The organism is Variovorax terrae (genome assembly GCF_022809125.1).
GTDB lineage: Bacteria > Pseudomonadota > Gammaproteobacteria > Burkholderiales > Burkholderiaceae_C > Variovorax_A > Variovorax_A terrae.
Genome location: NZ_JALGBI010000001.1, coordinates 59,053 through 73,381, shown reverse-complemented (window position 1 = coordinate 73,381; position 14,329 = coordinate 59,053). Strand labels below are relative to the sequence as shown.

Here is a 14,329-nt window from a genome sequence, read left to right as displayed (position 1 = left end):
TCTCAGTCGGCGCGGATGTGGGCGTCGCGCACGACCTTGCCCCAGCGCTCATATTCGGACTGGGCGAACCGGGCGAACTCCTCCATCGTCATCGGCGGCGCCTTGGTGCCGAAGGATTGCGCCAGGAAGTCGGTATAGGCCTTGCTGGCCATCGCCTGGTCCAGGGCGTCCTTGATCTTGCGGCGCACCTCGATCGGCGTCTTGGCCGGCGCCCAGATGCTGAGCCAACTCGACAGCACATAGTCCGGCAGGCCCGACTCGGCGGCCGTGGGAACCTCGGGGATGTACACCGAACGCTTGTCGCTCGTCACGGCAATGGCCCGCAGACGGCCGTCCTTCACATAAGGCAGGAGCTGAGGCAGGGACTCGACCATCACCTGCACCCGCCCGGTGAGCAAATCCTGCATCGCGGGCACGGCACCCTTGTAGGGAACATGCACCATCTGCGTGCCGGCCTTGCTCATGAGCAATTCCATCGCCACATGCGAGAGGCCACCGCTGCCGGCCGAGGCGTAGTTGAGCTTGCCCGGATTCGCCTTGGCGTAGGCGATGAGCTCCTGCAGGTTCCTGGCAGACACGCTGGGGTGCACGACCAGGATCTGCGGCCCGCCGGAGATGAGCCCGATGGGCGCCAGTTCCTTCATCGGGTCCACCGGCAGTTGCGAGTACGTATGAGGATTGATGACCATCGGGCTGATGTGCCCGAGCAGCAGGGTGTACCCATCGGGCGGCGCCTTGGCCGCCGCGACCACGGCGATGTTGCCGCCTGCCCCCGGGCGGTTGTCGACGATGATGGGCTGGCCCAGGGTGGGCGATGCCGCGTTCATCGCGGCACGCGCGAGTTCCGTGCCCGCGCCGCCCGCCGAGAACGGCACGATCAGCGTGATGGGCTTGCTGGGGTAGCTCCCCTGTGCCAGCACCCCCAGCGGGGCGGCGGCGCAAGCCAGGGTGGCGGCGATGAAGTGGCGGCGGTGCATGCTTGTCTCCTTGTGTTGTGGCGCGCTGACCGGTCAGAAGCCGTAGAGCTGCGCGGGGTTGTCGACCAGGATCCGGCGGCGCACCTGTTCGTCAGGCACGCAATGGCGGAAGAACGCCATCAGGGCCTCTTCGTCGGGCACGAACCCGGCTGGCGGAAAGGGATGGGGCCAGTTGCTCGCCCACAGCAGGCGCTCGGGCGCTTGCGCGGCCAGCGCGCGCACCAGCACCGCCACGTCCTGCAACGCCTGCGGCCCCGCCAGGCAAGCCGAGGATTCGTAGGGCGCCGACAGCTTGACCCAGCAGCGGCCGGTGCCGAGCAGGCGCAGCAGCGACTGGAATGCGGGGTGGCCCGTGTCGGGCGGCGGCAGGAACTTGCCCACGTGGTCCAGCACGAAGTGCCCCGGCAGGCGCAGCAGGCGCTCCTCGACCTCGGGCAGGGTGCGGCCATCGAGCTGGATGTTGGCGTGCCAGCCGAAGGCGTGCAAGCGCGGCATCAGCGTGTCCAGCGCCTCCAGGCCCAACGCGCCCCAGCGTAGCGCGTAGAAGCGCTGGGCGCGAACACCGGCGCGCGTCATGCGCTCCAGCGCATCGTCCGTCACGTCCGCGGGCACCACCGCCACCGCGCGGGCCGCGGTCCCGAGCGCCTGCAAGGCGCCCAGCATGACGGCGTTGTTGAACTGGTAGGCGTTCGGCTGCACCAGCACCACGCGCTCCAGGCCCAGCGCGGCCTGCACGCGGCGGTAGTCCTCGACCGAGAAGGCGCCGGGCAGCGGCGGTCCGCCGGGCTCGGCGGGCACCCGCGCGTCGTAGATGTGCACATGCGTGTCGCATGCGCCGGCGGGCAGCGCCCCGCGAGCGGCGGTCATGCCGGGGGCCCGGCGCGTGCGGGCAGCGGGGCGGGGTTGTCGAACAGTTCCTCGTGCACGAAGGCCCCGCCCTGGAAGGCTTCTCCGCGTGGATCGGCGGCCGGTGCGTTCGCCAGCACCGCCTCGGCGAAGGCCTCGCTGTCGTCCTGCGGCCGGTAGCCCAGGCGGTGGGCGTTGGCGTTGTCGTACCAGGAGCGCCGGTTGCCCGACACGCCGTAGACCACTTCGAAGCGGATGTCCGGATGCTCCAGGCCGATGGCCACGAGCTGTGCCATGTCGCGCGGGCTCAGCCAGATGGCCAGCCGCCGCGCGTCCAGCGGACTTGGATTGACGTTGCCGATGCGGATGCACAGTACCTCCAGGCCGTACTTGTCCGCGTACAGGCTGCCCATGGCTTCGCCAAAGACCTTGGACACGCCGTAGCGGCTGTCGGGCCGCATCGGCACGCGGTGGTCGATGGTCTGATCGCGCCGGTAGAAGCCGACCGCGTGGTTGCTGGAAGCGAAGATGAAGCGGCGCACCCCCGCGCGGCGCGCGGCCTCGAACGCGTTGTAGCAGCCCGCCACGTTGGCGCTGAGCACGTCTTCCCAGGCGCCCTCCATCGACAGGCCGCCCAGGTGCACCACGGCCTGCACGCCCTGCATGGCCGCGGCCATGTCGTCCAGGCTGGCCAGGTCGGCACAAACGAAGCTCTCGCCCGCCTGCAGGTCCGCCACCGGCCGCAGGTCGCACAGCCGCAGCGCATAGCGGCCCCGCAGCTCGTGCCGCAGGTGGGTGGCGATGCCGCCGGCCGCGCCGGTGATCAGCACCGGGCTCATCGGCCCACCTCCATGCCCCGCACGGCGCCGCGCGCCTCTTTCGGCAGGGGACTCATGCCGCGGCCTCCAGCACGGCCTGGGCCCGCGCCCGCGCTTCCTCGGCGCGTGCCACCGCGAGCCGGCTCATGCGCGCGGCCAGTTCGCGCTGGCGCTGCGCCTGCGGGCCCAGCGTGTCCATCCATTCGGGCGGCAGCGCGCCGGCACCCGCCAGCGCGCCGGCCACCGCCCCGCCCATCGAGGCGATGGTGTCGGCGTCGCGGCCGAAGTTGGCGCCGTAGATGATGGTCTGGCGTGGATCGCCGTCCGCCAGCAGCAGCAGGGCCAGCGTCACCGGCACGGTTTCGCGCGAGTCGGTGAAATGGGCCGGCGACGCCGCCGCCTCGCGGGCATGGCGCGCGCGGAAATCCTCGTAGCCGGCACTGGCGCGCGCCAGCTCCAGCGTGCGGACCAACGCGTCGCGCATGGGCCGGGCGCTCTGCGGCGGCAGGTAGCGCACAGCCGCGTCGAGCACGGAGGCCACCGTGGCGCGCGGCGAGAACGCCTCGGCCACAGCGGCGGCCATCGCGCACGCACCGTCGCGGCAGTGGTTGTGGTGGATCAGGCCGGCCAGTTCGAAGGTCTCCGCCACCGCCTGGCGCGGGTTGCCGGCGTTGACGATGCCCATGGGCGAAATGCACATGGCCGAGCTGCTGCTGGCCATGTTGCCGATGCCGGCATCGCGCGGCGCCACGCCTTCGCCGCGCAACTTCCAGAAGGTGCTGAGCACGGGCGCGAAGAACAGCTTGCTGTCGATGAAGGTGTCTGCGTGGCGCAGCCAGTCCTCCGCCCACAGGTCGGCGCTGGCGTGGCCGCCCGAGCGCTCCAGCGTTTCGCACAGGATGTGCTTGAGCAGGGAATCGTCGGTGCCGTCGCCGGAGAAGGTCGTGACCCAGCCGAATCTCCGGTGGATTTCCTCGTGGCTGAGTTTTTCGGTGGGCGTGCCCATGGCGTCGCCGATGACGCCGCCGGCCAGGCAGCCCAGCACCTTGTCGAAAAGTTGGGAAGAGGGGTTCATGTGAAGCGCTCGCCCGGGGGCGAGAAGTGACGGTGAAAGACAGCGGGAAGTTTAGTGGCGGCCTCCGCGCGCGGTGTAACGTAACGGCAGGCCTTCATGCGGCCAGCGCCAGCGTGGCCGCATCGGGAATCTCGAAGCCGCCGGCCGAGAGGTCGGCCTGCAGCAGTTGCTGCCGCCCGGCATCGAGCGCCACCAGCGGCGGGCGCACCGCCGCCCAGCCCGCGTCGCCCGACTGCCAGGCAATGGCGGCCTTCATCGCGGCGATGAGCGGATGCTTCTGGAACAGCGCGCGCGTTGCGTCCAGCGCGGCCTGCTGCGCCGCTGCGTCAGGCGACTGCCACTCGCGGTACAGCCGCAGGATGGCGGTGGGATTGACGTTGCCGGTCGCCGTGATGCAGCCGGCGCCGCCCGCACGCATGGTCTGCAGCAGAAAGGTTTCGGAGCCCGCGAACACGTCGAAGCCCGCGGGCCGGAACTCCCGCAGCATGGCCTCGGTATGGGCCCAGTCGCCGCCGCTGTCCTTGACCCCGGCGATGGTGCCCGGGTAGGCCTGCAGCAGGCGCTCGATCAGCGCCAGCCCGAGCGGCACCTGCGTGACGGGCGGAATGTGGTACAGGTAGATGCGCAGCCGCGGGTCGGCCACCGCCTCGATCACGCGGCTGAAGAAGTCGAACAGCCCGTCGTCGCCCACACCCTTGTAGTAGAACGGCGGCAGCATCAGCACGCCCGCGCAGCCCGCGGCCACCGCATGGCGGGTCAGCTCGATCGCGTCAGACAGGGCGCAGGCGCCCGTGCCCGGCATCATGCGGCCGGCCGGCAGGCCGGCGTCCAGCAGCGCGTCCAGCAGGGCGCGCTTTTCGCCCAGAGCCAGCGAATTGGCCTCCGAGTTGGTGCCGAAGATCGACAGGCCCACCCCCTGCGCCAGCAGCCAGCGGCAATGCCGCACGAAGCGCGGCGCGCTCGGGGAGAGGTCGGCGGCAAACGGCGTCAGCACCGGCGACATCACGCCGCGCAGGCGCGGCGCGGCGGCGCCTGCGCGCGGATCGCTCAGGTCGGCCTGCGCGCTCATGACAGCGTGGTCCAGCGGCCGTACCTGGCCACTTGCGACTCGTCGAAGCCGAACCCCAGGCCGGGCGTCTGGTGCAGCACGACGCGGCCTTCCCGGTGCTCGAGCTGGCGGTCCAGCAGGCGGCGGAAGTTCAGCACCTGGTCGTCCCAGAAGTACTCCACGTAGCGCGCGTTCGGCGTGGCGGCCACGAGCGGGGCGTGCAGGTCGTGGAACCAGTGCGGGCACATCTGCACGCCATAGCTGGCGGCCGTGGCCGCGATGCGGCGCCATTCGGAGATGCCGCCGCACACGGCCGCGTCGGTCTGCAGGATCGCCGCGGCGCCCTGGTCCAGCAGTTGCTTGTGGTACCAGCGGCCGTAGCCGATTTCCGCCGTGGCGACCGGGATGCGGGTCAGCCGCGCCAGCCGCGCATGGCTCTCGATGTCGTCCGGGCCGAACGGCTCCTCGATGAAATAGGGGTGGTAGGCCTCGATGCGGCGCAGGTACTCCATGGCCTGCACGGTGTCGATCCAGCCGTTGTTGCAGTCGAGCATCAGCTCCACCTCGGGGCCGACGGCTTCGCGGGCCGCACGCACGCGCGATTCCTCGCCCTGGGGCGACCAGCGGCCGGTCTTCATCTTCACGGCGCGAAAGCCCATGGCGACGTAGCCCGCCATCTCCTCGCCCACCGCCTCGGCGGACTTGCCGTCCAGGTAGTAGCCGCCGCTGGCGTAGGCCGGCACGCTGTCGGGCTCCACCGCGCCCAGGTACTTGTGCAGCGGCAGCTGCGCGCTGCGGGCGTTGAGGTCCCACAGCGCGATGTCCAGCGCGCTGAGCGCGCGCATCACCGTGCCCATGCGGCCCTGCAGCAGGGCCTCCTGGTACATGGCCCGCCACAGGCCCTCGACCGCCGACGAATCCCGGCCCAGCAGCACGGGCGCCAGCAGCTCCTCCACCGCCACGCTGAACAGCCGGCCAGCGGCGCTGCCGACGTAGCAGAAGCCGATGCCTTCCACGCCGTCGGCCGACCGCACCTTGACCAGCCCGTAGTGCCGGGCCGTGACCGTGCGGTTGGAAAACGAGGTCACCTGGTCCAGCGGCACCGCCGCTGCGCACACTTCGATCGATTGAATTTTGGGCAAAGCCATCTCCTTGAACAGCCGCGATTCTTCGCGACGGATGACATCGGAACAAGCGGCTTCCAGCATCATCAGAAGATGGAATTTCCATCTTCTTCAAGCCGCCCGTCTAGAATCGCGGCAACTCATGGACTCGCGTTTTCTCGAAACCTTCCTGCTGGTGGCGGAGCTCGGCTCCATCGCCGAGGCCGCCCGCCGGCTCGACCTGACTCCGGCCACGGTGGCGCAGCGCCTGTCGGCGCTGGAGGCCACCATCGGCAGCAAGCTGGTGCTGCGCTCGGGCCGCACGGTGCGGCCCACCGTGGCGGGCCTGCGGGTGCTGCCGCGCGCCCACGCCGTGCTGCGCGAGCTGCGCGACCTGAAGTCCGCCGCCTCCGAGACCGCGCTGCCGGCCGGCCCGCTGCGGCTGGGCGCCACGCCCACCGCGCTGACCGGCATCGTGCCCGGCGTGCTCAAGCGCTGGGTCGAGGCCTACCCGCAGATCGAGATCTACATCGAACCCGGCGCCACGACCGCGCTGCACAGCCGCGTGATGGACGGCGAGCTGGACGCGGCCATCCTGGTGCAGCCGCAGTTCGAGCTGCCCAAGACCGCCGCCTGGCACACGCTGCGCCGCGAGCCGCTGGTATTGCTGACGCCGTCCAGCCTGCGCGTGACCGACGTGCTGCAGACGCTGGCGCGGGAGCCGTTCATCCGGTACGACCGCCATGTGATCGGCGGCCGCATGGCCGACGAGTACCTGAGCCGCAAGGGCATCCACCCGCAGGTGCGCTTCGAGCTGGACGGCATCGAGAACATCGCCCGCCTGGTGGCCGAAGGGCTGGGCGTCTCCGTGCTGCCGGACTGGCCGGTGGTCGGCCTGCCAAGCCAGGCCGTGGCCAAGTGGCCGCTGCCGCGCCCGCGCCCGGTGCGGACGGTGGGCGTGCTCTGGCTGCAGGCGACCGTGCGCGCGCCGCTGGTCAAGGCCTTCGTCAGGCTGGCGGGGCCGGCGCCGCGGGCGCCGGCCTGATCCGCAGGGCGGCAGGAGCCGCCAGCTCTACGTCAGCGCATGCAGGGCCGCGCGCACGATGCTCGCCGCGTCCACGCCGAAGAAGCCGCGCAGCGCGGCGCGCGTGTCGCTGCGGCCGAAGCCGTCGGTGCCCAGCGTGAGGTAGCGCCGGCCTGCGGGGATGAAGGCGCGGACGCTCTCGGGCACGGCGCGCACGTAGTCGGTGGCGGCGATCACCGGGCCCTGGCTGGCCTGCAATTGTTCCGTGATGAAGGGCCGGCCGGGTTCGGCCTCGCCGGCCAGCGCGCGCTGCTCGCAGGCCTGGCCGTCGCGCGCGAGCTCGCTCCAGCTGGTGACGCTGAACACCTCGGACGCAATGCCCCGGGCCGCCAGCTGCTGCGCGGCCTGGATCACCTCGGTGAGAATGGCGCCGGAGCCCAGCAGCGTCACTTTTTGAAGTGTTTTCGGGCCGATGTCCTTGTCCTGCGGTCCTGGGTAGCTACCAAATTGATAGCAGCCGCGAATCACGCCGGGCGCCGCGCCGGCAGGCAGATCGGGCTGCGCGTAGTTCTCGTTCATCAGCGTGACGTAGTAGAAGACGTCGCGCTGCTCCACCAGCATCTCGCGCATGCCCGCGTCGAGGATCACCGCCAGTTCGCCCGCGAACGCCGGGTCGTAGGCCTTGCAGTTGGGGATGGTGGCGGCCACCAGGTGGCTGCTGCCGTCCTGGTGCTGCAGGCCCTCGCCGCCCAGCGTGGTGCGGCCCGAGGTGGCGCCGAGCAGGAAGCCGCGCGGGCGCTGGTCGGCCGCGGCCCAGATCTGGTCGCCCACGCGCTGGAAGCCGAACATCGAGTAGTAGATGTAGAACGGCAGCATGGCCAGGCCGTGCACGCTGTAGCTGGTGGCGGCCGCGGTCCAGCTCGCGATGGCGCCGGCCTCGCTGATGCCTTCTTCGAGGATCTGGCCGTCCAGCGCCTCGCGGTAGCTGAGCACCGAGCCGATGTCCTCGGGCGCGTAGCGCTGGCCCACGCTGGAGTAGATGCCGACCTGCTTGAACAGGTTGGCCATGCCGAAGGTGCGCGCCTCGTCGGCCACGATGGGCACCAGCCGTTGGCGGAACGCGATGTTCTGCGGGCCCGGCGTCGTGTCCTTCAGCAGGCCGCCGAGCATGCGCACGAAGGCCATGGTGGTGCTCATCTCCTTGCCGCCGGCGGCCAGCGCGAACTGCGCATAGCCTTCCAGCGCTGGCACCGGCACGGCGTCGCAGGCGGTTTCGCGGCGCGGCAGGTAGCCGCCGAGCGCGGTGCGGCGCGCGTGCAGGTACTGCATCTCGGGGCTGTCGTCGGCCGGCTTGTAGAAGGCCAGCGAGGTGGCCTGCGCATCGCTCAGCGGCAGGTTGAAGCGGTTGCGGAACTCGATCAGATCGGTGTCGTCCAGCTTCTTCTGGCTGTGCGTGGTCATCTTGCCCTGGCCCGCGCTGCCCATGCCGTAGCCCTTCTTGGTGTGGGCCAGGATCACGGTGGGCTGGCCGCGGTGGGCCGCGGCGGCGGCGTAGGCGGCGTGGATCTTCACGAGGTCGTGGCCGCCGCGCTTCAGGCGGTCGATCTGCTCGTCGGTCAGCCCCATGGCCAGGCGCGCGAGGTCTTGGTTCTGGCCGAAGAAGTTGTCGCGGTTGAAGCGGCCGTCCTTGGCCGCGAAGGTCTGCATCTGGCCGTCCACCGTCTGCGCGAAGGCGCGCGCCAGCGCGCCCGTGACATCGCGCGCGAACAGGCCGTCCCAGTCGCTGCCCCAGACCAGCTTGATGACGTTCCAGCCGGCGCCGGCGAACAGTTTCTCCAGCTCGTCGATGATGCGGCCGTTGCCGCGCACCGGGCCGTCCAGGCGCTGCAGGTTGCAGTTGACCACCCACACAAGGTTGTCCAGCTTCTCGCGCGCAGCCAGCGTGAGCGCGCTCATGCTCTCGGGCTCGTCCATCTCGCCGTCGCCGAACACGCCCCAGACCTTGCGCTGGCCGCAGTCCAGCAACTGGCGGTGCGTGAGGTAGCGCATGAAGCGCGCGTGGTAGATCGAGCTGATCGGGCCAATGCCCATCGAGCCCGTGGGGAACTGCCAGAAATCGGGCATCAGCCAGGGATGCGGGTAGCTGGAGAGCCCGCGCGCGCCCTGCCCCGCGGCGCTGGCCGGCGCCGTGATCTCCTGGCGGTAGTGCATCAAGTCCTGCTCCACGAGCCGGCCTTCGAGGAAGGCGCGCGCGTAGACGCCGGGCGCGCTGTGCGGCTGGAAGAACACCAGGTCGCCGCGGTGCCGCCCTTCGCCCACGCCCTCGCGCGCATGGAAGAAATGGTTGAAGCCGGTCTCGAACAGGTCGGCTGCGCTGGCATAGCTCGCGATGTGGCCGCCGAGTTCGCCATAGGCCTGGTTGGCGCGCACCACCATGGCCAGCGCGTTCCAGCGCATCAGCGAGGCCAGGCGCTCCTCGATGGCAAGGTCGCCGGGGAACACCGGCTGCCGGTCCACCGCGATGGTGTTGACATAGGGGCTGTTCAGTTCGGGCACCCAGCCCGTGCGCGCCTCGCGCGCCAGCCGCGCGAGTTCGTCCAGGATGAAGCGCGCGCGCTCCGGCCCCTCGCTTTCGATCAGCGCCCGCAGGGCATCGCGCCACTCGGCGGTTTCCTGGGGGTCGGCATCGTCATTCATCGCGGCAGGCAGCAGGGAAGACCGGGGCAAGGGAGCATTCATACCCGGCACTTTAGGCAAGCGCAAGCAGAATGGGCTGCGTGAATGCGCCTCTTCATCCACCATACTCAGCATTAAATGCCTTGAAATACCTAAAATCAAGCATATGAAACTCGACACCCTCGACCTGCGCATCCTGGCCGAACTGCAGCGCGACGGCGCGCTGTCCAACGTGGAGCTGGCGCGCCGGGTGCATCTCTCGCCCTCGCCCTGCCTGGCGCGCGTGAAGGCGCTGGAAGCCGCGGGCGTGATCGACCGCTATGTGGCCATCGCCAGCGCCGCGGCGCTGGGGCTGGGCCTGTCGGTCTTCATCTCGATCAGCCTGAAATCGCAGAACAAGGAATCGCTGGCCGAGTTCGAGCGCCGCATCGCCGAGCATGACGAGGTGATGGAGTGCTACCTCATGAGCGGCGACAGCGACTACCTGATCCGCGTGGCGGTGGCCGACATCGCGGCGCTGGAGAAGTTCATCCTCGAGCAGCTCACGCCGATCCCCGGCATCGAGAAGATCCGCTCGAGCTTCGCGCTCAAGCAGGTGCGCTACAAGACGGCGCTGCCGCTGCCGCGCCACGCGGGCTGAGCCACCGGCGGCGGCTGGCCGATGTCGCCGAGCCGGCGCCCCACTGCACGTACGGCGCGCACGGCACGGCGTGCTTCACATGACGGCGTTGCCGCTGCCGGCCTAAGGCCGGCAGCGGCACCGACACGCCCCCCTGACAAACTCAAATCAACTCACGCCGCGGTCTGCTTGCCGCGTTGCCGGATGGCGCGGCCCGACACCACCCAGTAGATATAGAGCAGGACCGCCGCTGCGGTCACGAACACCATCAGATCCAGGTCGCGGCCGCCGATCTTCCAGGCGCTGGCCGGCGCCTCCGCCGTGCAGACCAGCGTGACGGCCGACATGCCGGTGTAGTGCATCGCGCACACCGCCACCCCCATCACGAACGCGGCCATGATGCGGTGCCGCAGCGTCGTCAAATTGAACGCGAGCCACAGGGCCGCCGCAGCCGCCACCACCGCGATGGCCACCGACAGGCCGATGCGCTCGACGTCCCAGCTCATGCTCGCCCGCAGGTTCATCGCATACATGCCCAGGTAGTGCATGACGCACACACCCAGGCCGGCCAGGATGCTCCCGGCGACCCAGCCCGGCACGCCGAAGCGCCCGCCGCGGCCGGTCAGGTACAGCGCCGCGCCCGAGATGACGATCGCCGCCACCAGGGACACGGCCGTGGGAATCAGGTCGTACGCAACCGGCACCCCGGTGCGGTAGGCCAGCATGCCGATGAAGTGCATGGACCAGATGCCGATGCCGCCCAGGGCCACGGCGGCGGCCGTGGCCATGCCCTTGTCGAGGGTGCCCTGGGGCGTGAACATGTGTTTGGCGCATTGCAGCGCCGCCAGAGAACCCAGCACCGCCATGATGTAGGACAGCACCACCGCTCCGATCTGGTACTGAGGCACCAGGACCTGACCCACTATTGGATTCATGACACACCTCCACGCCCGCCAGCCGATTGACACCGCGCGGCGGCCACCGTGTGCTGGCCCGGCCGCGCTCCATGTTTCAAACAACCTGATGCTTTTCCAGCACCTTGAAATTCATTGTAGGAACCGCTGCGGCCCGCCACAACGGATGCCACCCTGGCCGAACCGCATATTGACGCGGCGCTCAAAAGCGCAGAAGCGAGCCCGTCCGCGGGCCCGCCTTATCATGCCGGCATGACCCACGACCTGTTCCGCGAAGACGCCTACCTTCCCGAATGCACGGCCACGGCAACGGCCGTCGACGCGCAAGGCATCGTGCTCGACCGCACGGTGTTCTACCCGCTCGGCGGCGGCCAGGCCGGCGACAGCGGCTGGCTGGTGCTGGCCAACGGCACCGAGATCGCCATCGCCGACACGCGCAAGGGCAAGGACGCCGAGGGCCGGCCCACGGCCGACATCGTGCACCTGCCCGCGCCGGGGCAGGAGGCGCGGCTGGCGGCGCTCAGGCCCGGCACCGCGCTGACCGCGCGCATCGACTGGGCGCGCCGCCACCGGCTGATGCGCTTTCACACCACCACCCACCTGCTGTGCCACCTGGTGCCGCAGCTCGTGAACGGCTGCTCGATCACGCCCGACTACGCGCGGCTGGACTTCAACATGACCGATCCGCTGGACAAGGAGGCGCTGACCGCCGGCATCGCCGCGCTGGTGGCCGCGGCGCACCCGGTGAGCGTGGGCGCCATCACCGACGAGGAGCTCGACGCCAACCCGGCGCTGGTGAAGAGCATGAGCGTGCAACCACCGCGCGGCACAGGGCGCATCCGCACGATCCGGATCGGCGCCGCGACCACGGACGCCGAGCGCATCGGCGCCGAAACCCTCATCGACTTCCAGCCCTGCGGCGGCACGCACGTGGCCAACACGGCCGAGATCGGCGCCGTGGTGGTGACCAGGATCGAGAAGAAATCGGCCACCACCCGGCGCGTGGTGCTGGGCTTTGCCTGAGCCGCCTCCGGAACTTCGCCCCCGCCAATGGCTCCCACCCTGTGATGAATTTCGCCCGACTCCTTGTTGCTATCACTTTGATAGCTGCCAGCCTCCACCCCACCTGGACCTGGGCCCAGAACAACCCCAAATCCGTGGTCACGACAGAGCAGGTGCGTGCCGAGCTGATGGCGCACGCGCCCGACGGCGTGGAGCCGGGCAAGACGGTCTGGGTCGGCCTGCAGCTCAGCCACCAGCCCGAGTGGCACACCTACTGGAAGAACTCGGGCGACTCCGGCCTGCCCACGCAGCTCGAATGGACCCTGCCGCCCGGCGTGATGGCCGGCGACATCGCCTGGCCCGTGCCCCGGAAGATCCCGATCGGCACGCTCGCCAACTACGGCTACGAGGGCACGGTGCTGCTGCCGGTGCCGCTGACCATCACGCCCGACTTCAAGCCCCCGCTGCTGGCCGACACGCTCGACGTCAAGCTCAAGGCCTCGTGGCTGGTGTGCCGCAAGGAATGCATCCCCGAGGAAGGCGAGTTCGCGCTCAAGGTGCCGGTGAAAAGCACCACCGCGCTCAACGGCGCGGCCTTCGACGCCGCCTTCGCGGCCCAGCCCCGGCCGGTGCTCGCGGGCACCGGCGGCATCATCCCCGACAACCAGGCGCGCATCGAGGGCCAGACCCTCCACCTCTCGGTGGCCGGCCTGCCGGTGGCGCTGCGCGGCCAGACGCTGGAGTTCTTCCCCGAAACGCCCGAGATCATCGAGACGGCGGGCCGCTGGACCCAGGCCTGGCGCGCCGGCGTGTGGACGGCCGAGGTGCCGCTGTCGCCCCAGCGCGCCGGCAGCCCCTCCGTGCTGCCCGTGGTGCTGGCCGCCGCTGGCCAGGGCTGGCGGGCCGAGCTCAAGGTGGCAGGCACCTGGCCGGCCGTGGCCGCCGCGGCCGGCGTGTCGCCGGCGCTCGACGCGGCGCTGCAGGCCAACCGCGCCGCCGCCGCCGCGCCGGTGGCCAGCGCCGGCCTGCTGGCCACGCTGCTGGGCGCCCTGCTCGGCGGGCTGATCCTCAACCTCATGCCCTGCGTGTTCCCGGTGCTGGCGATCAAGGTGATCCGCTTCACCCAGCAGGCCGACGACCGCGTGGGCCACCGCATCAGCGGCCTAGCCTATGCGGCGGGCGTGATCGCCGCCTTCCTCGCGCTCGGCGCCGTGATGCTGGCGCTGCGCGCCGCCGGCGAGCAGCTCGGCTGGGGCTTCCAGCTGCAATCGCCGGCCGTGGTGGCCAGCCTGGCGGCGCTGTTCACGCTGATCGGCCTGAATCTCGCGGGCCTGTTCGAGTTCGGCCAGTTCCTGCCCAGCGGCGCCGCCGCGATGCAGGCCAAGAACCCCGCCGCCGACGCCTTCCTGTCGGGCGTGCTGGCCGTGGCCATTGCCTCGCCCTGCACCGCGCCGTTCATGGGCGCCTCGCTCGGCCTGGCCATCGGCCTGCCGGCGCCGCAGGCCCTGCTGGTGTTCGCCGTGCTGGGCGTCGGCATGGCCCTGCCCTACCTCGCGGCGAGCTGGATTCCGGCCGTGGCGCGCCTGCTGCCGCGCCCCGGCGCCTGGATGAACACCTTCCGCCGCTTCATGGCGTTCCCGATGTTCACCACCGTCGCCTGGCTGGTCTGGGTGCTGGGCCAGCAAAGCGGCATCGACGGCGCGGGCGCACTGCTGGCGCTGCTGGTGGCCCTGAGCGCGGTGCTCTGGGCCTTCACCCAGGTGGGCCGCGCGCGGCTCGTGACCGCTACTATTTCGATAGCATCCTTTGCCCTGCTGGCCTGGACCTTCGGCCCGAATGTCGTCAAATCAGCGGACAGCGCGCCGGTCGCGGCGACGGCCGCCGGGCGCTGGCAGCCCTGGGAGCCGGGCCGCGTCGAGCAGTTGCTGGCCGCCGGCCAGCCGGTGTTCGTGGATTTCACCGCCGCCTGGTGCGTGACCTGCCAGTACAACAAGAAGACCACGCTGGCCCACCCCGAGGTGCTGGCCGACCTCGACGCCCGCAAGGTGCAGATGCTGCGCGCCGACTGGACGCGCCGCGACCCCGCCATCACCGCCGCCCTTGGCCAGCTGGGCCGCAACGGCGTGCCGGTCTATGTGTACTACCAGCCGGGCCGCGCCCCGGTGGTGCTGTCCGAGGTGCTGAGCGTCGCCGAGGTGCGCGCCGCGCTCGCCAGCCTCTGAGGCAG

12 protein-coding genes are annotated in these 14,329 nt (G+C 70.6%); 4 read left to right on the top strand and 8 right to left on the bottom strand.

Translation table 11 applies throughout. The features are described from left to right. Window positions 1-2 precede the first annotated feature (2 nt). From MMF98_RS00350 to MMF98_RS00325, 6 genes are all read right to left on the bottom strand, one after another. A complete protein-coding gene (locus MMF98_RS00350; protein ID WP_243302813.1) occupies window positions 3-977 on the bottom strand; it encodes a Bug family tripartite tricarboxylate transporter substrate binding protein in 975 nt (324 codons plus the stop codon). Between the two features lie 33 nt (window positions 978-1,010). Beyond that, on the bottom strand, window positions 1,011-1,844 hold the full coding sequence (locus MMF98_RS00345; RefSeq protein WP_243302811.1) for an amidohydrolase family protein: 834 nt from the start codon (window positions 1,842-1,844) through the stop codon (window positions 1,011-1,013). After that, window positions 1,841-2,662, bottom strand: a complete 822-nt coding sequence (locus tag MMF98_RS00340) for an NAD-dependent epimerase/dehydratase family protein (protein ID WP_243302808.1) — start codon at window positions 2,660-2,662, stop codon at window positions 1,841-1,843. Before MMF98_RS00340 ends, MMF98_RS00345 begins: the two co-directional genes overlap by 4 nt. 52 nt (window positions 2,663-2,714) lie before the next feature. Continuing rightward, complete coding sequence (locus MMF98_RS00335) at window positions 2,715-3,716, bottom strand: ADP-ribosylglycohydrolase family protein (RefSeq protein WP_243302807.1); 1,002 nt, start codon at window positions 3,714-3,716, stop codon at window positions 2,715-2,717. A gap of 94 nt (window positions 3,717-3,810) precedes the next feature. Next, window positions 3,811-4,785, bottom strand: coding sequence for a dihydrodipicolinate synthase family protein (locus MMF98_RS00330; protein ID WP_243302792.1), 975 nt, complete (start codon window positions 4,783-4,785; stop codon window positions 3,811-3,813). Beyond that, window positions 4,782-5,906 (bottom strand): mandelate racemase/muconate lactonizing enzyme family protein, encoded by a 1,125-nt coding sequence (locus MMF98_RS00325; protein WP_423837539.1) that lies wholly within the window; start codon window positions 5,904-5,906, stop codon window positions 4,782-4,784. Before MMF98_RS00325 ends, MMF98_RS00330 begins: the two co-directional genes overlap by 4 nt. A gap of 124 nt (window positions 5,907-6,030) precedes the next feature. Here MMF98_RS00325 and MMF98_RS00320 point away from each other — a divergent pair, with 124 nt between their 5' ends. After that, entirely contained in the window at window positions 6,031-6,912 is an 882-nt protein-coding gene (locus MMF98_RS00320; protein WP_243302788.1) for a LysR family transcriptional regulator, read from the top strand. 27 nt (window positions 6,913-6,939) lie between these two features. On the opposite strand, the gene mdeB is transcribed toward MMF98_RS00320, so the two are convergent. After that, window positions 6,940-9,630, bottom strand: a complete 2,691-nt coding sequence (gene mdeB, locus MMF98_RS00315; protein WP_243302781.1) for an alpha-ketoglutarate dehydrogenase — start codon at window positions 9,628-9,630, stop codon at window positions 6,940-6,942. A 103-nt stretch (window positions 9,631-9,733) separates the two neighbouring features. Between mdeB and MMF98_RS00310 the strand changes: the two genes are divergently transcribed. Beyond that, on the top strand, window positions 9,734-10,207 hold the full coding sequence (locus MMF98_RS00310) for an Lrp/AsnC family transcriptional regulator (RefSeq protein ID WP_243302779.1): 474 nt from the start codon (window positions 9,734-9,736) through the stop codon (window positions 10,205-10,207). A 152-nt stretch (window positions 10,208-10,359) separates the two neighbouring features. Here the strand turns inward: MMF98_RS00310 and MMF98_RS00305 are convergent, their stop codons facing one another. After that, complete coding sequence (locus MMF98_RS00305) at window positions 10,360-11,121, bottom strand: MHYT domain-containing protein (RefSeq protein ID WP_243302777.1); 762 nt, start codon at window positions 11,119-11,121, stop codon at window positions 10,360-10,362. A gap of 231 nt (window positions 11,122-11,352) precedes the next feature. Here MMF98_RS00305 and MMF98_RS00300 point away from each other — a divergent pair, with 231 nt between their 5' ends. Next, window positions 11,353-12,123, top strand: a complete 771-nt coding sequence (locus tag MMF98_RS00300) for an alanyl-tRNA editing protein (protein ID WP_243302775.1) — start codon at window positions 11,353-11,355, stop codon at window positions 12,121-12,123. Window positions 12,124-12,167: 44 nt separating this feature from the next. Beyond that, window positions 12,168-14,324, top strand: a complete 2,157-nt coding sequence (locus MMF98_RS00295) for a protein-disulfide reductase DsbD family protein (protein WP_243302773.1) — start codon at window positions 12,168-12,170, stop codon at window positions 14,322-14,324. Window positions 14,325-14,329 lie beyond the last annotated feature (5 nt).